The sequence below is a fragment of the Pedobacter sp. SYP-B3415 genome (assembly GCF_004138205.1).
GTDB lineage: Bacteria > Bacteroidota > Bacteroidia > Sphingobacteriales > Sphingobacteriaceae > Pedobacter.
In genome coordinates, this window is sequence record NZ_RXNQ01000031.1 from 213,234 (window position 1) to 234,797 (window position 21,564).

15 protein-coding genes are annotated in these 21,564 nt (G+C 47.8%); 2 read left to right on the forward strand and 13 right to left on the reverse strand.

Annotation, left to right across the window (positions count from 1 at the left end; all coding sequences use genetic code 11):
• Position 1: 1 nt before the first annotated feature.
• The 7 genes from rhaT to EJV45_RS11365 form a co-directional block, all read right to left on the reverse strand.
• Positions 2 to 1,078, reverse strand: a complete 1,077-nt coding sequence (rhaT, locus tag EJV45_RS11335; protein ID WP_129715790.1) for an L-rhamnose/proton symporter RhaT — start codon at positions 1,076 to 1,078, stop codon at positions 2 to 4.
• An 88-nt stretch (positions 1,079 to 1,166) separates the two neighbouring features.
• Positions 1,167 to 2,228: a glycoside hydrolase family 43 protein gene (locus tag EJV45_RS11340; RefSeq protein ID WP_129715791.1), complete on the reverse strand. Its 1,062-nt coding sequence runs from the start codon at positions 2,226 to 2,228 to the stop codon at positions 1,167 to 1,169.
• A 21-nt stretch (positions 2,229 to 2,249) separates the two neighbouring features.
• Positions 2,250 to 3,350 (reverse strand): aldose epimerase family protein, encoded by a 1,101-nt coding sequence (locus EJV45_RS11345; protein WP_165305042.1) that lies wholly within the window; start codon positions 3,348 to 3,350, stop codon positions 2,250 to 2,252.
• Positions 3,351 to 3,360: 10 nt separating this feature from the next.
• Positions 3,361 to 4,428 (reverse strand): family 43 glycosylhydrolase, encoded by a 1,068-nt coding sequence (locus tag EJV45_RS11350; RefSeq protein ID WP_129715793.1) that lies wholly within the window; start codon positions 4,426 to 4,428, stop codon positions 3,361 to 3,363.
• A 142-nt stretch (positions 4,429 to 4,570) separates the two neighbouring features.
• The gene (locus EJV45_RS11355; RefSeq protein WP_129715794.1) at positions 4,571 to 5,995 is read right to left on the reverse strand and encodes a sulfatase; all 1,425 of its coding nucleotides are present in this window, start codon (positions 5,993 to 5,995) and stop codon (positions 4,571 to 4,573) included.
• Positions 5,976 to 7,340, reverse strand: a complete 1,365-nt coding sequence (locus EJV45_RS11360; protein ID WP_129715795.1) for a sulfatase — start codon at positions 7,338 to 7,340, stop codon at positions 5,976 to 5,978. The genes EJV45_RS11355 and EJV45_RS11360 overlap by 20 nt, the downstream gene beginning before the upstream one ends.
• A 132-nt stretch (positions 7,341 to 7,472) precedes the next feature.
• A complete protein-coding gene (locus tag EJV45_RS11365) occupies positions 7,473 to 9,794 on the reverse strand; it encodes a S9 family peptidase (RefSeq protein WP_240755263.1) in 2,322 nt (773 codons plus the stop codon).
• A 252-nt stretch (positions 9,795 to 10,046) separates the two neighbouring features.
• On the opposite strand from EJV45_RS11365, the gene EJV45_RS11370 reads away from it, so the two are divergent.
• A complete protein-coding gene (locus EJV45_RS11370; protein ID WP_129715796.1) occupies positions 10,047 to 11,219 on the forward strand; it encodes a Gfo/Idh/MocA family protein in 1,173 nt (390 codons plus the stop codon).
• Between the two features lie 194 nt (positions 11,220 to 11,413).
• Positions 11,414 to 12,100 (forward strand): response regulator transcription factor, encoded by a 687-nt coding sequence (locus EJV45_RS11375; protein ID WP_129715797.1) that lies wholly within the window; start codon positions 11,414 to 11,416, stop codon positions 12,098 to 12,100.
• Positions 12,101 to 12,200: 100 nt separating this feature from the next.
• Here EJV45_RS11375 and EJV45_RS19480 read toward each other — a convergent pair whose 3' ends face one another.
• The 6 genes from EJV45_RS19480 to EJV45_RS11410 form a co-directional block, all read right to left on the reverse strand.
• Positions 12,201 to 12,539: a hypothetical protein gene (locus EJV45_RS19480; RefSeq protein ID WP_165305043.1), complete on the reverse strand. Its 339-nt coding sequence runs from the start codon at positions 12,537 to 12,539 to the stop codon at positions 12,201 to 12,203.
• 170 nt (positions 12,540 to 12,709) lie between these two features.
• Positions 12,710 to 13,204, reverse strand: a complete 495-nt coding sequence (locus tag EJV45_RS11390; protein ID WP_129715800.1) for a PPC domain-containing DNA-binding protein — start codon at positions 13,202 to 13,204, stop codon at positions 12,710 to 12,712.
• A 133-nt stretch (positions 13,205 to 13,337) separates the two neighbouring features.
• Positions 13,338 to 15,839 (reverse strand): glutaminase family protein, encoded by a 2,502-nt coding sequence (locus EJV45_RS11395; protein ID WP_240755264.1) that lies wholly within the window; start codon positions 15,837 to 15,839, stop codon positions 13,338 to 13,340.
• Positions 15,840 to 15,966: 127 nt separating this feature from the next.
• Entirely contained in the window at positions 15,967 to 19,191 is a 3,225-nt protein-coding gene (locus tag EJV45_RS11400; RefSeq protein WP_129715801.1) for an error-prone DNA polymerase, read from the reverse strand.
• 4 nt (positions 19,192 to 19,195) lie between these two features.
• Positions 19,196 to 20,698, reverse strand: coding sequence for a DNA polymerase Y family protein (locus tag EJV45_RS11405; protein ID WP_129715802.1), 1,503 nt, complete (start codon positions 20,696 to 20,698; stop codon positions 19,196 to 19,198).
• Positions 20,699 to 20,700: 2 nt separating this feature from the next.
• A complete protein-coding gene (locus tag EJV45_RS11410) occupies positions 20,701 to 21,450 on the reverse strand; it encodes an ImuA family protein (RefSeq protein ID WP_129715803.1) in 750 nt (249 codons plus the stop codon).
• Positions 21,451 to 21,564: the final 114 nt, after the last annotated feature.

A 21,564-nucleotide genomic window follows, 5' to 3' on the forward strand; every position in this document is an offset into this window, starting at 1 on the left:
ATTATTTCAATGAATTTCCATAACCAACTACGAGGATTGAGACAATGATCAACCCGATTCCAAGACCTACTGTCCGGTAAGTTTTGCGTGAGACGCCGCGCCATTCCCGCAGTGCTATACCCCAGATATTTGCAACCAGGATGATAAACGCCATGTGCAGGATCCATGAGCTTGCGCCATTACCAAGCTTACTTTCGCCCATACCATAGAAGAAGAACTGAAGGAACCAGGTGGTTCCAGCCAGTGCTGAAAAAATATAATTGCGAACCAGCGGGGTATTTTTGTTGCTATAGTCGCCAAAGCTTTTGTTACGTATGTTCAGGATGAGGCACCAGATCAGATTGGTTGTAAGGCCACCCCAAAGCACAACTACATACGTTACATTATTCTGGAACAGAAATTCGCCCTGGCCGGGGTTTATGCTTTTCCACCAGTCGTTTGCTTCGTTTGCCATTTGTTTACCCGCATCAATACCAAAGGCAAAACAGGCACTAAGCAGCCCTGATATGATGGCAACAGTTAACCCCAATCCAATTTTAAACTCGCTTCTATGGTCATCAGCCTGTGATCCGGGAAGCTCCTTGTCTTTCATTCCACCGGCCTTTCCGCAAACAATGATACCGAGCACGCAGATAACCAGTCCGGCCAGCACCAACTGTCCCCAGGTGTGATTCATCATATCTGAAAAACTGTCTTTTCCCGCTTGAGGATAGAGGTCATAGTAAAATGACGGAACGAGCGCGCCGAAGACCGAACAGAGGCCGAGAATAATCGAACTTCCCAGGGCCACACCGAGGTACCTCACGCCCAGCCCATAGGTAAGGCCGCCAATTCCCCAGAGCACGCCAAATACGTATGTAGGGATCAGGATAGCCGATGGCGTGTGTGAGATGATTGTTGCGAAACCGGGAATGGTGATCCAGGCGGCGAGCGGCGGAACGATCAGCCAGGAAAACAGGCCACCAACAATCCAGTAGCTTTCCCAGGCCCAGCCCTTAACTTTTTTATAAGGAATGTAAAAACTACCGGAGGCAAAGCCGCCAATAAAATGGAAAATGACGCCCAGAATAGCTTGCATAGGTTTTATAAATGGTTATAACGAATATAAACCATCCAAACATTCCGACCGTCATGTACCGTCATGCAAGCCGCAGGCGCCGCTTCATTTAACGTGCAACGGTCGGACCTTCAACAACCAGCCGTCCGTTTTTATCTATGTGCATCTTGTCTATAAAAACGAGCCGCTCGTGGCCGGTTGCAGGCGTGCGCCCATGATATACGCAGTACATTGTTTTCCCATCGGCCGACCAGGCGACACTGTTGTGACCGGTACCGCTTACCACAGCATTTTTCTGCAGCACCGGATTGTAAGGCGACTTTTTGAACGGGCCAAGGGGAGTTTTGGCCGTTGCGTAACCCACAGCGTAGTTTTGGCCGTCGAAATTATTAGCAGAATACATCATGTAATAGAGGTCCTTGTGTTTGAAGATGTAAGAGCCCTCAGTCCAGCGGCGGTTCGCTTCGCGCGATGTGACCGAACGGCTTTCCCACTCGGTTGCCTTTTCATTCCTGACAGGCGGCCTGAGCAACAGCACCGGTTCGCCTGCTGTACCGCTGAAATCAGGTTTAAGCTCAACACCGTACACCCAGCTTTCTTCAACCTCCTCGTACCAGCCTTTTTGTTTTGCCCATGCTGCAATTTCGCTGTCTACCGGATGTTTATAACAACAGCGCGAGTAATATAGAAACACGCGCCCCCGGTCAAACAGTACGTTTGCATCTATAATCGGATAACCCGGATCAAAAAGCGGTTTGCTGTTCAGATCAGTGAAGGGGCCCGTAGGCTTGTCTGACACCGCGACACCGATCCTGAAATTTTCTTTCTCGTTTGTCGGGTTGTATTTCCATTGTGCGCTATAAAACAGATAATACTTATCGCCTCTCTTATAAACTTCAGGTGCCCAGAAGGCGCCGTTTCCCCAGCCATTTTCGTTGTTATGAAAGTAAACCTGCCCTTCGGCCTTCCAGCTCTTCAGGTCTTTTGATGAATAAGCCGAGAAACCTTGTCTGGCGCCTCCACCGGTGCCGTACATGTAATATGTGCCCGAGCCATCATGCAGCACGTAGGGATCTCCAAAGGCAACGGGTAGCGGGTTATTGCTTTGCTGAGCGCTTGTGCCCAAATAAAAGAAAAGGAAAGCCAGGAACAGGCATTTTTGAATTTTCATACTATGTTTCATAACAATATCTTATAAAGTCTTTTCTACAGAAAACCTGTAACTGGATTTGCTTTTAAAGATCGTTCCGGGGTTAAGGACGGTACCCGGAAATCCGGGCTGGTTTGGCGAGTCGGGAAAATGTTGTGGCTCGAGTGCCACAGCGCCGCGGTAAACGTCTTTAGCGCCAGAGCGCAGGACAGTTTTTCCATTAAAAAAGTTGCCGCTATAAAACTGCATACCTGGCTCACTTGTCCATATGCTCATAACAATACTGCTTTTATCTCCGGTTAAACGAAGCGCGGGATAAAGTCCGAACAGTTGGTGTTTCCGTAAAACAAAATTGTGGTCATAACCCTGGCCGAACCGAAGCTGCTCGTCTGGAGTATCCAGATCTGCACCGATGGCCCTGGCGCTCAAAAAGTCAAACGGTGTACCGGCTACCGTAAGGATCTCACCCGTTGGAATCAAATCTTTATCTACGGGCGTATACGCGAAAGCATTCATCTGAAGCTTATGTTTCAACACATCACCCGAACCCTCACCATTCAGGTTAAAAAAGCTATGGTTCGTCAGGTTGAGGACGGTCGCCTGATCTGTTGTAGCACGGTAGGAAATGTCGAGCCGGTTATCTTTTCCGATCCGGTATGTAACCGACACCTGGAGTGTACCCGGATATCCTTCTTCCCCATCGGGAGATGTATAGGTGAGCTCCACCATCCGGCGGGTATGTTTTGACACGGTCCAATAAACATCACCAAAGCCACGTTTGCCGCCATGTAAAGAATTGGGTCCGTTGTTGCGGTTTAATGTATACGTTTTACCGTTCAGGCTGAACTTTCCGCCGGCAATGCGGTTACCAAAACGGCCCACGACCGGCCCGTAGTACTTCGCCTTAGGCTGTGTGTATTCTTCCGGTGTTGCGAATCCAAGAACAACATCTACCGGCTTACCGTTACGATCAGGTACAATCAGGCTGGCGATACGTGCGCCATAATTACATATCTTGACAGACAAACCACGTTTGTTTTTTAGCGTAAGAAAATACGGTCGCGCCTCGCCGGGGGCAGCCGGTTGTCCAAAAACACCCGAAAGGGAAAAAACAAAAAGAATCAGGCAAAAGGCTTTTCTCATCGCGCAGATTTTATAGTTCGCCAGAAGGTTTACGAATGGGCTGTCCGGCGGGAACCGGCTGTCCGAACACCGGTTCGCCAGCCTTGTCCCAGGTAAAAGGCTGCAGACGCAGATCGCGGTCCCAGCCATGTTTCTCGCTGATTTTTGCATGATAGAAGATCCACCATTCACGGCCATCAGGCGAGGTCGTGAAACTGGCGTGGCCCGTACCCAAAACGCGGTCGGTACCTTGAAAGACAGGTCCTTTTTTTGTCCAGTTGGATTTTTCCAACGGTGAAAGATTTTCATTTTTCAGCATAAGCTGCCCTAGCCGGTATTCTTTCGTCCAGGATTCCCTGGTTGAGTAGATGATAAACGTTTTGCCTTTCCGCTGAAGAAACTGAGGGCCTTCGTTCAAATCGAGCGGACCACCCCGCTCCCAGTTTTCTTCCGGCCTTGATATTTCAACTCGCGGAGAACTGATCGTCCACGGATTACTCATTGAGGCAATATACAACCGCTGACTTGTCTGATCTGTATTTCTGTTGCGTTCCCAGCCCGACCACACCGCGTAAAGTTTACCTTTTATAGAGGCAACCGTAAGATCTATCGCCCAAATGGTTTTAACATAGTCGTTTGGATCGCTGCCGGTTTGCAGTATCCCCTTATCAATATACGCACCCTGCGGGTCGTCACTAACAGACTCAAGCACGCCCGAACGCTGGTTGATGTAGGGAGGGCCTGACTTTCCCGCCGCATAATAGATATACCACCGGTTGCCGATATGATGAAGTTCAGGAGCCCAGACACATGCCTGGTTCCACGCATTTTCCGGTGTCTGCCAGACGACTATGCTTTTCCCCGGCCTGGTAAGAAATGGCGACTTGCTCACCGTTATTCCGGGCCGCTGTCCTTTTCCCCCGCCGGTCGCTTTACAAACATAATAATTGTCCCTGTACCGGATTACCCAGGGATCTGCGCCTTTGGCTATGGGATTGGTAAATGTCTGGGAGGTTGCTGCAGAAGATTCAACCGTTTTCCGGGAACCGCAGGAAAAAAAGAGCAGTGAGGATACTGCTAAAGCGTATAGAATTTTCATTTGTTGGTTAGCGCCTGACAGGCTTGTGTGTCTGGTAAATATATGATTTTGTTCGCTACAAGCCAACGCATGTGAAGATTAGCAGGACAGCTTTCTTTGTGCTAAGCTGGTTGAAAAGCTCGTGGGTGCACAAAGGGTTATCTTAGCGCTTCCTTCGATTATTACCGGGGATCCTGGGCGCCTCTGCATTCACGCTTAATTTCCATTCGTCGAGTATCTTTTTAAGTTTAGCAGCATCGGTCGGCCGGCTGGGTGCAAGATTATGGCTCTCGGAGGGATCTTCTTTGAGGTTATAAAGCTCGACCCTCGGATTATTATAAAATTCGATCAGTTTCAGATCGCCCCAGCGAACGGCCGAAGACATCCGGTTTATCCATTTTCCGGTTTCGGAAGGATAATGCCAAAACAGCTTTCTTTGGGCCGGTGCTGCGCGCCCCCTAAGCAAGGGCAGGATACTTTGGCCATCAACTTTCTGTCCCGCAACCTGCGTACCGGCTGCAGCCAGGAAGGTCGGATAAAAATCGAGGCTTGTAACCGGAACCGCGCTTACGGTCCCCGGCTTGATTTTTCCTGGCCAGCAGACCAAAAACGGTTCCCGGATTCCGCCCTCATAAAGCCAGGTCTTTCCGGCCCGCAGCTGCCCGTTATTTCCCACCTTGCCGGCACCGCCATTGTCTGAGAAAAATATCAGGATAGTGTTCTCTGATAACCCATGATCTTTCAGCGTTTGCATCAGACTGCCCATTCCCGCATCTATACGTTCAAGCATGGCAGCCATCCAGGGATTGTCCTTATGCTCAGATTCGTGCCTTATGTTACCGGCACCGTAAAATTCTTCTGCTTTACCCGCACCATACCGGCTATCAAATTTTTTCTTGTACTTGTTTACCAGTGCTTCGGGCGCCTCAAGTTTGGTGTGAACGCTATACAGGCTAAGGTAAAGAAAGAACGGTTTGTTTTTATTGCGGGCAATAAAGCCCGAAGCCTCTGCAAACTGCCGGTCGGTCAGGTATTCATCCGGAGGGCCATGGGTAAACGAAGCAATCTTATCATAAGGAAAAAAATAGTCCCCATCAGCAATATATTTTGTTTCTGACCCGATTACTTCGTCAAATCCGTGTGCTTTCGGCCCTCCTTTGTTTTGTGAAAAATCGGTATCAAGGTGCCATTTACCAATAATCCCGGTATGATAGCCTGCGGCGGATAGGGCCTCATTAAGCGTTGTATATTTATCGGGATCCAGCCGGCGGTCTGTTTTATTTCCTTCAGGTAAAAAGTCGGTAATTCCTACCCGGGCGGGGAACTGCCCGGTCATGATGCTGACACGGGTGGGTGAACAGACCGGAGCCGCCGCATATGCCTCAGTAAAGCGTATTCCCTGACCGGCAAGCCGGTCGAGATTTGGCGTTTCGTTAAAGGTATTGCCATAACTTCCAAGTTCGCCCCAGCCGAGATCATCGGCCATGACGAATACAATGTTAGGCTTATTTTTCTGAGCCATCGACAGGCTGCTTAACAACAGCCAGCAGACGCTGGCAAAAAAAACTTTAACGGGCTTTTTTTTCATAAACAATATCAAGAGCTGCACCCTTGTCCTGCTGCTGGTCCATCCAGTGCCGGAGTGCCGTTTTATAAGTTGCCATTAAATGTTGTCTGGCCGGATCGGCAGCCAGGTTATGCAATTCATACGGATCATTTTTGAGATCATAGAACTCAAATTCAGGGCGATTGGTGATCCTCCTGACGAGCGTTTTTGCATGCGCATCATTAACCGCCAACTGATTCCAGTGGCTCCAGTAACTGTCTGTGTTTTTCGGGTTCATCATATATTTAATATGATTTTTCTTCTCCGGCGTCAAATTCCAGATGAGTTTGTACTGCGTTGTACGGATGCTGCGCATGGGGTACGGCGGTCCTTCGGGGATGTTGTTATGAATACCAAAAGCATACGTCCGGGCCGTTTTTGCCTCGCCCTTAAGAACCGGTGCAAAACTTTTCCCGTCAATTCCCGCAACAGGTTTACCGCCGGCCAGGTCTACGAGGGTTGGCATAATGTCTTCATATTGCACAATGGCATCAGTTTCAGATGCGGCACGCACATTTTCCGGCCATCTGACAATCATAGAACTCTTTTGTCCGGCATCGTACAGGTTCCATTTTGCTCCGGGGAACTGGGCTCCTTGTTCGCCCAGAAAGATAACTACTGTATTTTTATCTTTGCCGCTCTCCTTTAAAGTTTTCATCACCGCTCCCACCTGGTCGTCCAGTCGGCGTATCTCTGCCAGGTATCTGGTAAATAGTTTCCTGATCTGTTTCGTATCAACCCAGTGAGGCGGCAGGATAAGTTTGTCCGGATCAAATTCAGACGGATCGCCAACTGTCCAGGGTGTATGCGGATTGATGCTCATTACAAACAGACAAAAAGGTTTCGACTGACCGCTGATGTAATTTTTCAGACTGTCTGCAGAATAATCATCTGTTTCAGCAACGCAGTTAGGCTCGAAACCACCAATGATGCGGAAAGGAAACACATGCCGGGGTTTCGTACTGTGATCCTTACCGGTAAGGGCCACATCGTAGCCAAGGTCGCCCATATAATGGCAAATACTTTTCAGGTTGTTATAAACGGGCTTGTGGTTCTGAAATGATCCATGCCTGGCGGGATAGAGTCCGGTAAAAAGAGAGGCCCGGGTTGGCACACACATGGCCTCAGAGGCGACGATTTGATTAAACTTCAGGCCCTGAGATGCGAGCGCGTCTATGTTTGGTGTCCGGATATTTTTTCCACCATAACAACTCAGCTGCCGGCTGTCCAGATCATCGGCCATGATGACAACAACATTTGGCTGGGGCCGCTGAGCAGACACGCGGGTGGCTGCAAGAAAACAGGCAAGCAGAAAAAAGAGTCTCATTACACTAATAAATTATACGTGACGACCAAAAAGTTAATTACGCTGTGATCGCTTAAAATTGCACCATCGAAAGCGATCACCAGTTATACACACCAGACTTGTTGATTAAAGTTAAGGAAACTTGACGTGACCTTATCGTGTATCTGCCAAAATCTCTATTTTGAACTCTTTTGGAGGTTCCGCCCCGGCGAGGTTTTTTACAAAATAATCCCACCGACGGCGCATCATATATGTGTTGTATCTTCCAAAGCTATGTGCGCTGTTTGGAAAAATTACCAGGTCATAATCTTTGTTTGCTTTCTCAAGGGCCTCCACGACGAGCAGGGTATTATATGGCGGCACATTATCATCCATCATGCCGTGAGCAAGCATTAACTTCCCTTTAAGATTAGCTGCATAGGTTTGGTTGGCTTGTGCCGCGTAAGCTTCGTCACTTATCGGACCATTGTAACGGTCGCCCCAGTCGTCTTCGTAGTTCCGGTTGTCGTGATTTCCCGACTCAGCAATTCCCACTTTAAAAAAATCGGGATACCTGAACATGGCTGCCGCCGTTGCAAAGCCACCGCCTGAGTGCCCCCAGATGCCTACACGATTTAAGTCTATGTACGGATACCTGCGCGCAAGTTCCCTGATTCCTGCCACCTGGTCTGGCAGGGTATTCTCGGCCATATTTCCATAACTTTTATCATGAAAACTTTTGGTACGGAGCGGATTACTTGTGCCTTCAATCTCTACCACGATAAAACCGAGTTCGGCCAGGGCCTGATTATCGCGGCGGGCTGCAGCGAAAGACCAATTTCCTATGCTGCCACCCTGCGGCCCAGGATAAATATAATCGACCAGCGGATATTTCCTGGACGGATCAAGGTTTGATGGTGTATACATCAGTCCGTATAAATCTGTGGTTCCGTCTGCTGCTTTTACTGTAACCGGCACAGGCGCTTTCCATCCTGCGGCAAGCAGACGCGAGATATCGGTTTTAGGAAGCTGCACGCTGATCTTTCCATCCAGATCGCGCACTGCTGCCTGTGCCGGCACGTCTGGCTTAGACCATTCATCTGTAAAATATTTCATCGAGGGACTAAACTCAACACGATGGTTACCGGCTTCGGGCGTAAGCACCCTGAAGTTTTTGCCATCCAGATTAATTCTGCACAACTGCGCGAAATAGGGGTTTTCTTTCTGAATACCGCAGGCCATAAAATAAGCCTGTCTTTTTGCTTCATCAATGTGAATCAATTTTGTCACAATCCAGTTTCCGCCGGTGATACGGTTTTTAAATTTTCCATTCCGCGTGTCATACAGGTAGAGATGACCACGGTCATCGCGTTCTGAAAACCAGACGATTTCATTAGATTTATCAAGGAAACGCCAGTTTATTGCGCCCCATCCTGATTCATACTGGGTTTTAACTTTCTCTTCGAACAGTTCATCAACGCGGCCGGTCGCCGCATCGGCAATACGAATTTTCTCTTCGTTATGATACCGGGAGGTCGACACGAATGTCAGCCGGGTACCCGCCCTGTTCCATTGCACGTCGTCAAATGTCCCGCTGCTCGCAATATCATCGCTCAGGGTGGCTCGGTGCGGGTCTGCATCAACCTGCAGCGATATCACTTTAGGTTGCTCAGTATCAATAATGACGCGTTCAATCATTGCTACTTTCTTGTCAGATGGCATCGCATATTTCCATTGCTTAAGCGTCGGTGCGCCGACGTTGGTTGTAACAAGATACATGTCGTTCAAATGCCGCTGGTCTTGTTTGAACGTTGCTATTTTTTTCGAATCGGGAGACCACGCTACAATCGCCCGCTCACTCGATTTCCAGCCGGCATTGTCGGTTGCATAACCATAATCCTTTACGCCATCGGTAGTTAGCTGTGACTCCTTGCCCGTAACAAGGTCCCTGAGCCAAAGGTTGTACGAACGGATAAAGACGGCCTTAGTTCCGTCTGGCGAAAGCGTTGGCGGACCATCTGCTGCCGTCGCCGGTGTACGCTGAAAAGCAGAACCGCTACCCTTTCGGGTCTCTTTTTGCAAAACATATGCAGACAGGTCTGCAGTATAGTTCGCGGAGCCAAACTGAAAACGCATGAGTTTACGATCCGGAGAATAGTTCACATCGTTCAGAGACAAAGAAGTGGCCCGGACCGTACCGGTTCCGGCGGCCGAAAGCGCGGCCGCCAGCTTGTGGTGATCAAAAGCGGGCTTTAAAATACCTGATTTGGGATCAGCCAGCATATAAGTAACACCGGATGCATGTACATCGCGTAGCAACAGACGCTCGTCCGCCAGCCAGGTAGGCCGGCCAGGCGTATGATCAACAAACCTTTGGGCGTTCGTTGACAGGAAACTTTGCGCCCGTTTATAGTCTTCTGTGGTTACCTGTGGTGTCTGGGCCGATACGCTCGTCGCGAGAAGAAGCATGGCACAGCTGCAAGCTAGTTTGTTCATTTGATATGCTGGTTAACAGCCGGCAATTTCCAAAATGTTTTTTAGTTTTTTCTGGCAACGCCGCTGAAATACGTTATTCTATCAAATAAGTTATGGTTCTGCCAGGAGCAGAAGCCTGGCCGATGCTGAAGGGATATATTCGGCCTGCATGCAGCGTTTGGTACAACTACGCCTGCGCTCAAAATGAACAATCTGCAAAAAGCCGCCAACATTTACTACATGCTGGTGTTTTAAAGGCAAAATTGAGCTGACATGAAAAAACAAGACGGCGGTAAGAAAAGAAAGGCAGAAAAGCCCGTTAAACTTGAAGAATGGAAATCATCTGCAGATGTGGATGCTCCGCCGGCCCCATCCCCGCTTCCACCTGCCGATCGTGTTGGTTATGCCGTTGTCGGTCTCGGGCACCTTACGCTTGAGGAAATTTTGCCGGCACTGGCAACAAGCGAAAAGTCTAAGCTGGTTGCCCTGGTTAGCGGCGACGAAGAAAAAATGTTGCAGGTAGCGCGTCAGTATGGCGTGGAGCCCAGGAACTGTTATTTGTACGATGATTATGATAAGCTGGCTGACAACCCTGACGTGCAGGCTATCTATATTGTTTTACCAAATACCCTTCATCTGGATTACACAATAAGAGGTGCGAAAGCCGGCAAACATATATTATGTGAAAAACCGATGGCCGCCACACCTGACGAATGTAAAAAGATGATAAAAGCCTGCGATAAAGCCGGTGTTAAATTAATGATCGCTTATCGGATGCAATACGAGCCGCACATCAGATACATGAAGTCTGTCATCGAAGAGGGCACGCTCGGTAACACAAAGTTCATAGAATCTGTAAACGGACAAAGCAGCTCAAACGCAGACCAATGGCGACTCAAAAAAGCTTCGGCGGGCGGTGGCGCACTACCCGATGTTGGTATATATTGTTTTAATACCATCCGGTACCTGCTGGGTGAAGAACCCCATGAAGTTTTTGCGTATACGTACTCAACACCCGGCGATCCGTTATTTAAAGAGGTGGAAGAAATGGTATCCTGGCAAATGCGTTTCCCAAGCGGTGTCATAGCAAATTGCATGACCCACTACAATATTCATGAAGCCAGAACCCTGAATATACACTTTGATCGCGGTCGGCTGATGCTGGACAAAGCATTTAATTACGGCGGACAAAGACTGAAAACTATTCATGCAGAAGAAATGCATCAGTTGGAAACAGAAATAGGAATTGCTGATGTAGATCATTTTGCCACAGAGATGGATCACTTCTCTGATTGCATCATCAATGATTTGAAACCTTACACCCCGGGAGAAGAGGGTCTGCAGGATCACATCATTATGGATGCCATTTACGAATCGGCCAGGACCGGGAAACCCGTAAAACTCAAACTTAAATCTATCGCTAATACCCGCGGGCGGAGTGCCTGACCGATCTTGACCGGGGCCGGACGCTTACATGTATGTTTTAACATGCATCCGGCTTTGCGCCAGGCAGCAAGGCGGCCGGTTCAGGAAGACAGGATAAAGACGTTGTAAACATTTTGTGAAATTCTTTATCATAATGGCAATTATGAGGCAGGATAGCCGTTTTAGGAATAATTTTTGTGCTCATCTCCTGCCCTATGAACAATTTATTGACCCTACAGCTACCCCACGAAGAGCGGGGAACTGATATTCAGGCGTTTGCGCCCGTTGCAGACAAATTCCCTGGATTAACCACAGTTCTGGACGCTCAGCAAAATACGCTCGTCTGGATTTCTGAAAGCAGCCAGCGGAAGCTCGTAAGCAACAACGGAATGCTCGGCTTTACTTTCGCACAGCTTGAACATCTGTTCTACCCCCAGGAAGTAAAAAAACTTGACAGCAAGATTAAAAAACTCATCCGCAACAACAATGTCGAAGAAACGGTCAGCCATTTTATACGTATCCGGGAACATGGCAACGAAACCTGGAACTGGTATATAGGCTGCGCAAGAATATTTAAATGGGACGAAAAAGGCAGCCCCGAGCTTATTCTGTGCAACTTCTTCCCTATGGACACTATACATTACGTCGGTGCAAAGGCGATCCGCCTGCAGGAAGAAGTGGAGTTTCGTTCAAAACACCGCCAGGAGTTCGAGTCGCTGACACCGCGTGAACTGGAAATTCTGCGTTACTTCGCGCTGTCTAAAAGTGCATCTGAAATAGCCGAATCACTTTTCATTTCAGAAATGACCGTAAAAACGCACCGCAAACACATCAAGAAAAAACTTAATATAGGCAGTTACTATGAGCTGGTACAGTTTGCCCGCGCATTCGACCTGGTTTAAAACAGCGCTGCGCGCGGGACCGTTCCCGGTCGTGCAATGATCTCAAGTTCCCCTCGTAGTCTTTTTTAATACAGATGAGGGGAACTTAGATGGCAGCGTACTATTTTTCAGCATTTTTGGTATCCACGATTTGCAGCTGGTGCCCCTGAAGTTTGTAAGACAGGGGCTTTCCGGAAAACTGTTCATCAAGGATTACTTTCAATGAAGCACCGCGGTAGACAGTTGCTTTTGCTGAGAAAGGCAAAAGCTGTCTGGTTGTGTAGTTAATCCGTGTACCGAGATCAACTTCAATGCGATTCAAAACGCTTTCCAGCGTTTCAAGCCGGTGTACGGAGAAAGATAATTTACGATTTAGCAGGGATGGTTTTTCGTTGTCTGTGGGTTGCGGCTGCCAAAGCAAGGGCAGCAATGCAAGCGCAATTTTACCTGTAAGGTTCATCTAGATTTTTCGATTTCAGTAAGTTTCCTTGGGATGATCTCGAAATTGGTTAAAGGTATAGTTTTTAGTTTAAGTCTGTGTTAAGTCGTTTCTGGTTTCGCACAACGCTGGAGAATTAACCTGCCAGGTCTTGCCGCGCTTTCCGGCACGCTGAGGGCAACTACCCAAGCTCAATTCAGTTGAAGAACGTTAGCGCCGGGCGGATCTTCCATTTTCCGAAGTAATTTTCTGTCATGAAGGGTTACCAGAACCTCAAGCGAACCGGTGCTTACCCGGGCAGCAAGCAGGTGTCCGCCCCATGCACGAAATTTACGGTCGGTCACTACGCCATGAATGTGCAATGAAACCTTGTCCCCCTCCCAGGCAACTGTACCGCTCATGCTGGCCATCTCTACGTCCTTGAAATCCTTAGGCAGATATTGCTTCTTTTTAAAATCAAAGAAACCAAATTGCGCATGAACGAAACCCATTCCGCTCAGATTTGCCGCCGGAATGTTCTCGTTCCGCGCCAGCTTTTCAATTTCTGCGAAGACATCATCGCCCATTTTTAAGACCATCAGGTATCCCGCCGGGACTTTGATATATCGTTTGGTAGTATCTGCGGGCAGGGCAAATGCCGTTTGTAAACAGAAGAGGAGCGCCGCAATAGAAAAGAATCTGGACATCGTAGGTAAACACACTTACGACATATAAGTTTGAGTTTTTTAAAAAAAAAGGCAGCCACAGATGTGGCTACCTTAAAGCGGCTACAGGATATTGTGGATTAGTTAGCCGCACTCATGCACTTTGAATGGATTGTTATTTTCTTGTTCTGTCGTACAGCATTTTCATGAAATATCCGCCAACTACACTCCTGGCCTGGAAACCTACTTGTTTTCCATCTGTCGTTTCATGCCAGTCAGATAAGGGAACGCGTGTCGGCGTGGCCTGACTGTACGCATGTACCGGCTCAATCAGTGCCTGAAACTGTTCGGGTTTTGGGGCAAAAGTAGCGGTCCAGACGATCCAGTCAGATTTGGTATATGTTTTACGGCTATCAAGCGGCAGGCCGAACTTGTTTTGTTTTTTCATATAATAGGCAGACTCCAGATCGAATACATCCTGTGAAAATATACCAAGGTCCAGTACTTTGTCCCAAACCAGGTTATACTTCTGGCTCCAGGTGCGTTTGTCACTGAAAGTGAGGCTATAGTGATCACCGTCAGATGCCATCTCTTTCCATTTTGAGGCCATCTGACTGGCAATACCACGGTATTCAGTAGCCACCTGTTTATAACCAAGCTGATCAGCCATTTGTGCGTAAGCAGCTATGCCCATGATGGCTTTGACAGAGAGATTTGCGTTCCGCGCCAGATGGCCGGCAAAGTCGTCTGTACACAACTGGTTTTTAGGATCGAAACCTTCGCGCGTAAGATATTTTGCCCAGCGCGTAAGGATGTTCCAGTGTTTTTTCGCGTAGGAAGCATTCCCTTCTATTTTGGCAATGGCAGCGGTCAGGATGATCATATTTCCTGATTCTTCTACTGGCATGTCTTCTCCATAGGTCTGGCCATTGGCAAAGGGATACGTTCCAAGGTCATGAGCCGCATAATCCTTGTTATATTTTCCGCTTTCACTATAATAGAAGATACCATTTAACATACCTTCCATAAGTTTTGGATTGTAGATCAGAAATAGCGGAGCAGAGGGATAGGTGACATCTACCGTATTAATAAAACCACCGCTAAAGTTTTCCTTTGAAAACCACAGCAGTTCGCCTTTCGGACTTTCAACCAGCTGATGGGCTGCAATACTTTGACGGTACGCGAGTGCACAAAGGTCTGCATATTTAGATCCGCCAGAATTACGCGCATCCGCATACATACGGGCATCAAAGTTATTGCATGCTGTTTTGACCTTTGCATAATCACGCGCAGCGGTGATCAATTCACTTGTAAAAGCTTTGTTTCCAGACTTGTTCCACCATGGACGCAGATTTGCACCAAAGTATTGGATCGAATACTTTTCATCGTAACCAATAGTAAGGAAGCGGGATACTTTCTGGCTTCCTACCTTACCAAGAGAGAAAACCGTGTTAAGCGCCAGTTTTGTTCCCGAAGAGGCGGTGCTGGTGTATTTATTTGAAGCGAATGATGAAAGGGCTGTTTTTTCTGATGTAATGTACTGAGACAAACCACCAGTTTTTTGCGCACCGATGTAAAGGAAGCCCCAGTCGATACGCATATCATCGCCTTTTTTGCCAAGAACTTTTTGTTCCTTACTGCCGGCCTTCAGCACGGAAAGTGTACCGGCTGTGATCTTAGATGCCTGCACAGGCTGCAGGGCTTTGTTCACCGTAATGTCTGTTGATGCGCTGGTGAGCAGCCTGACATCATGTTGTTTTCCATCTGTTGCACGAACTGCGTAACTAATATAACTTACCGGTCTGGAGAGCAGGGGAAGGTTTTCAAGCAGCAATGGCGATGTAAAAGTCAGATCGAGCGCAATACCTCCGGCCCTGAAAGTATAACGGGTCTGTGTAGCAGAGATGGTTACAGAAGTTTGTTTGGCTACCCTGTCAAAAGCGGTATTTGCAGGCTCCCGCTCAGCAATACCAGCATCGGCACGAGCGCCTCCGCCTGTGTTCACTACATGGATTGCGAGCACGTTAACTCCAGATTTCAGTTTGTCTTTATCAAAATCGATCAGGCCGTAATCATTGGTTACACCTTTTTTGCTGTAGATTTTTTTTCCGTTCAGCCAGAATTCAGCATCATCATCATGTGAAATTTTGAGCAGGGGATCTTTGATTGCCTGAACATCATTGACCGTAAAGGTCCGTCTGATCCAGATATCGCGGGTTTTCCAAATCGTTTTATCAGTGCCGGCATTATCTCCTATGGGCGATTTGCCGGTTTTCCAGCCTGAAGCATTGTAGTCGGTATCTGTCCAGTCGCCTTTAGGTTCGGTTTCAGTATAATTTACGGTATAAGAGACTTCGTCTGATGCAGGCAGGATGGTCTTAAAGCGTTCAGGTTCTTTGCCCAGAAAACGGTAGTTGATGCCATCAACCTGAACAAGGCCGATCAGTGAATGCGCTGCTCCTGTCCAATGTTTTGTAGGCACCGCACTGAGTGTATCTGAATGAGACCAGATACTCAGGTAAGGGTTATGGGTAATGAGCGGATACGATGGTGCTTTTGTGACCTGGGCTGATGCCCAGAACGTTACCAACATCAGGAAAATAAAGGTCTTTGCGGCTTTTGAAAAGATAAAAGCAGGGGTTTCCGGGCAGAGCCGCCGGTCAGTTCGTGTAATCATGTAGGTTATTTCAGGTTAAGTGTATTTGGTTCAAGGCTGAAAGCCAGGTTACATTTGTGAAAGCAAGATAGCAATAATTCGATTTAGCAAAAGATAAAAATGCACGTTGCTATTAATTTCAAAAGCTTTACCTGAAATTTCTTGCAGATGGAAAGACCTTCTCGCCCGGAACTTCGCGTACCGTTGTACGTTTATTTGTTGCCTGGTATGGGGCGCGTTCATCTGCTCTTGATAAAGTGAGAACAGGCTGGTTATCTGTTTCTGTTGCGGTAAGTTTCCGGAGCATTTTACTCAGATCAAAACAACGTTTTACAATAACATGAACTACTTCGCCTTCACGCTGAAGTTTCCCTTCAACCATCAGCAATTTTGACTGAAGAATCTCCCTGCGGTATTTTGTAAACAGGCTTTCAAATACAACAAGGTTACTAAAGCCTGTTTCATCTTCAATAGTAATAAAACAAACACCACCGGCAGTTCCGGGGCGTTGCCTGACGAGCACCAGGCCGGCCACTTTTACCAGCTGGCCATCGGCTGTTTCGTTAATCTGTTGGGTAGAACGGATATGCAGCAATGTCAGTTCTTCACGAACAAAACTTACAGGATGCGCCTTAAGCGATAATGATGTGCTCGCATAATCCTGTACCACATGTTCAGATGTACGCATAAATGGCAACTCGATTTGCTGCTCAGTCTTACTTTCAGAGGGCTGGCCTTCAAAAAGCGCAACGGGCCTGTCGTGCAGGGCGGCAACCTCCCAGAGTGCCTTCCTTCGGTCCATACCCAGCGAACGAAATGCATCGGCATCTGCCAGTTTTTCCAGGGCGCCCTGGCTAACGCCGGCATCACGCAAAGAGGCTACTGTCTGATAGCCGCCTCCCCTCTTTCTTACAAGTAACTCTGCATCTTCGACTGGCATACCCTTTATTTGCCTGAACCCAAGTCTTATCGCTCTGTACTTTCCTGAAAATTCTTCCAGGTGATTGTCCCAGCCCGAGTGGTTAACGTCTGCGGCGCGAACTTCTACCCCATGTTTACGGGCATCAATGACAATCTGCGCCGGCTGATAAAAACCCATGGGCATACTGTTCAGCAGCGCGGCAGCAAACACATCAGGGTAAAAACATTTTAAATAACATGACACATAAACCAGCAATGCAAAACTTGCGGCATGGCTTTCAGGAAAACCGTAACTGCCAAAACCCTCAAGCTGCTTAAAAATACGCCGGGCAAATTCCTCAGAATATCCTTTTGCAAGCATGCCGTTCACCAGCTTTTCTTCAAACTGGTTAACCAGGCCCTTGAACTTGAAGGTGGCCATGCTTCGCCGCAGCTCATCTGCCTCGGTAGGTGTAAAACCAGCACCAACAATAGCTATTTTCATAGCCTGTTCCTGGAAAAGCGGAACGCCCAAAGTTCGTTCTAAAATTTCCTGCAGTTCTGGTGAAGGATAAACTACCGCTTCTTCATTATTTCGCCTTCTTAGGTAAGGATGTACCATATCTCCCTGGATAGGTCCTGGCCGCACAATAGCCACTTCAATAACCAGGTCATAAAATTTTCGCGGCTGCAGCCGTGGCAGCATGGACTGTTGTGCACGACTCTCTATCTGGAACACACCGATCGTATCTGCTTTACAGATCATGTCATATACGCGGTCATCATGCTTAATATTTGCCAGGGTAAGGTCCAGGTTATAATCCTTTTTTGCCAGTTCAAAAGCTTTGCGGATACAGGTAAGCATCCCCAATCCGAGAACATCAATTTTCAGAAACCCTAGTGCTTCAATATCATCCTTATTCCATTCTATGTTGGTCCGGTCTTCCATACGGGCATTGATAATGGGGCAAAGGTCTGTAAGTTTCCCTTCCGTGATGACAAACCCGCCCGTATGCTGACCAAGCTGCCGCGGGAAGCCGATCATCTGCGCGGTAAGCTGCAAAACCTTCCGCAGATGCGGGTCGCCTGGGTTTAACCCCTGTTCTACAAGACGTTCCTCTTCAAACCATTCATCTGTAAACTCCCAGATTGCTCCGCTGAGTCTGTTAACCGTATCAATAGAAAGGCCCATTGCCTTACCAACGTCTCTTATGGCACCTTTTTGATGAAGTTGGGTAACGGTGGCCACGATGGCGGCACGGTCACGGCCATATTTATTATATATATACTGGATTACCTCTTCGCGCCTCTCGTGTTCAAAATCGACATCAATATCGGGTGGTTCATTGCGTGCAGATGAAATGAAGCGTTCAAAAAGCAGGTCAAATTTATCAGGATCAACAGAAGTAATGCCCAGGCAATAACATACCGTCGAATTTGCAGCAGATCCCCTGCCCTGGCATAGAATACCTTTATCGCGTGCAAAACGCACAATATCATATACGGTCAGAAAGTAGGAGGCATAATTCATTTCTTCCATAAATGACAGTTCATACCGTATTGCAGATTGGATTTTCTCAGGTATATTTTCTCCAAACCTTTCCGCGGCACCTTTCCAGGCAAGATGAACCAGCTCCTCCTGCGGGGTCCGGCCTTCAGGCGTAACTTCTCTCGGGTAAACATATTTGAGTTCATCAAGAGAAAAAGTACAGGCTTCACCAATTTTACAGGCGTTTTCAAGTGCGGAAGGATACCTTGAGAAGAGACGCTCCATTTCTTCAGGCGGTTTCAGAAAGCGTTCTGCATTGCTGTTTAACAAGAAACCTGCCGTATAAATGGTGCACTTTTCACGCACACAAGTCAGAATATCCTGTAACTCCCGTCTTCCGGGGTCATGGTAAAATACATCGTTACAGGCTACCAGGGGAATATCCAGTTCATTTGCAAGCTGATAAATCCTGAACATTTTTTTCTGATCATTTCCGCTGTAGCTACGCACCATTGCCAGCGAAAGGTCGGCACCAAAAGCCTTCCTGTAATCGCTAAGGTGTTGTTTAAATGCGGGGTCAAAATCAAATGCCGCATTCAGCGTCTGCGGCGGAACGGCGATCATTTTCATCCCAGCAGCCTGTTCAAAAACATCAGACTTATATAAGAAACATGAACCTTTCTCGGCGCGCATATTTCCGGTTGTCAGGAGCGCTGAAAGACGTTTGTATGACTCCAGGTTGGTTGGATAGGCAAGCAATGGCGGACCATCTAGCAGTTCCAGACGGCAGGCAGGAATAATACTGATGTCCCTTCCGCGTGCAGCTACATGCGCGCGAACCACCCCTGCTAGCGTGTTGCAATCGGTAATGGCAATCTTCCGGTAACCCAGTTCATCAGCCCGTATCACCAGCTCGTCGGGGTGGGAAGCGCCTTTCAGAAAACTAAAATTGGTGGTTACCTGCAGTTCTGTATACGTTCTCATGTCTTTATGCAAAAAAACCGTGAATAAACCATTGGTTTCCTGAATCGCCACGGTAATGACCTGAACGGAATAACCAGTAACGCCTGCCTTCCTTATCTTCTACATGGTAATAATCCCGGTGCTCTCCGCTTTCAAGCCACCACTCGCGCTCAATGCGTTCAGGGCCATCAGCTTTACTGATATGGTGTGTCTGGCCTTTATAGCGAAAAAGCATAGGCGGATAATCCGGTATGGGTGCTGTGACTTCAATTTTTTCAGGCTGATTAAGCAACTGTACCGGGCGGGGCCTTTCGGGTGCCCAGTTTGATGCAGGTTTTTCTATGATAGATGCGGCAAGCCTGAAAGAGCGCTCCGGCCAGAAATGTTCAGCAGGCACATACCTTCGAATGCGATCGGAACCAATGCGGCAGGCCAGCCGGTCTAAGAGGCTGGCTACTTCCCCATCGTCTATAGTGGCTCCGGTTTTCCACAAAGCTTCGTTCTGAAGGGGCATCTTCTCAGTCTGCTGGGCATCGAGCGTGAAAAGTTCAATACCCATTCCAGGTGCTATACCAGGGATTTTTAATTCAAATAACTTAAAAATATGTTCCTCACTCTGTACTGCACGATTTGTACCTATCAGGGTTCGAATCTTTTTACCATCAATGCGGAAAACAGTAAGTATTGCCTTCCGCAAACCTACACCCTCATCTTTAAGTCTTTTGCATAACATTTCAAGCAGTTTCTTTACTGCTACCTCAATACCAACTGCAGTTTTAATAGGCTCCAGACATGGCAGGCGTTCGTGGAAAGGATCTGGGAACACAACAGGTTCCAGGTATTCATCTTCCTGACCAAGGGTCTGTGCCAGACGCTGCAAAAGGCTCTCGCCAAACCTTCTGCGCAGCACACTGCGTGGCATACTAATAAAATCTGCAATACGGTTCAGACCAAGTTTCGCAAACCGCTGTATGAGTATATGATCTAAACGTAAGGCGCCAGGTGGCAGGGGCAGCAATGCTTCGGTTATCGAGCCTGATTCAACAATCATTTTATTCCTGCCGCATCTTACCATAGCCCAGGCGGCACCAGGCGTATCGGCAATGGCGCCATAAACAGTATATCCTGGTTTGCTGAGCCGCAACAGCAGGTCATCCAGATACGCGGCCTCACCACCCCATAAGTGCGTGCACCCGGAAATATCAATAAATAAGCCTTCAGGAGAATCAACTGCAACGAATGGTGAAAAACGTACACACCATTTGGCAAGTGCCCGCAACAGGCGTTGTTCCCTGCCGGGTTCTTCATCAAACACATCCAGTTCAGGCACGAGCGCACGGGCATCTGCTACCGTCATTTTTGCAGTGATTCCTTTACGGGCGGCTAAAGCACTTGCCATGCTGACGATCTTCCGGCCGCGTACCAGGCCGGCAAACACAAATGCACTTTCCTTCAACTCCGGGCGGCGTATACATAACCAGTCAGAAACAAGGAAAGGAAACCATAAAGAAAGAAATCTCTTTTGCATGATCAGCCGGTTTTCCTTTGTCCGTCAAGAGGAATTGTTAATGCACCTGAGCGTTTTTGCTGCGTCTCAAATTTCCCGGCCGACCAGGTAACTTCCCAGCAGCCGGGATAACCATTGCGTACTTTGAGCAGCTCTACCTGCCAGTGCGGGAAGCCTACACCAGGCAAACCGGCCTCATTTACGCTCGGGGCAGGTAAGATCTTCCATCTTGCCACACTTGTAGTTGATGAAAGTCTTGCAGGGTCCTTTCGCATGATAAATGATGTTACCCTGCTTTTTTCTACAGCTAGCTGGAGCCGGCGCGACTGGGCGAAGGTAATGTCGCGTAATTCTGTAATGACTGCAGAAAGGCCTTCGCATTTTAATGCTTCTTCAGTAGCCCATAACAGGTCTTTTTCTTTATCTACATCTGCAAAGATGACACGATGCGGAGCGGCACCAAAACTTTCGAGCGCAGGAGGAAAAAGTTTTCTGGATGTGCTGATCCATAAACAGGCGCCGGTTTCCTGCATTAATAAACCGAGTAAACCGCCTATAAAACCGCCCGATGCTGCACTACCCTCCTGACCTTCGCAAATAAACTCATGAACAGCTCCAAGCGGAAAAATTGCATTTGGAAAAGCTTGTTCAATAACTTCTAAACCTGGCATTTTTGTAGTGCCCGTACCGCCAGGTTTAAATCCCTGCATATGCAAGATTTCCTGTCTTAACTTATCTATGGTGTCTCGTTTATTGCTGTTATTTGCATTCATAAGCGGAGTATTAGCTATTCAGCCCAGCCATATGCATAGCTCAGGCATTCGGACAGGGATCATATTCCGGTAGAATGCAACAAAAGTAATGCTAAAAATATTAGCAATTTAAAA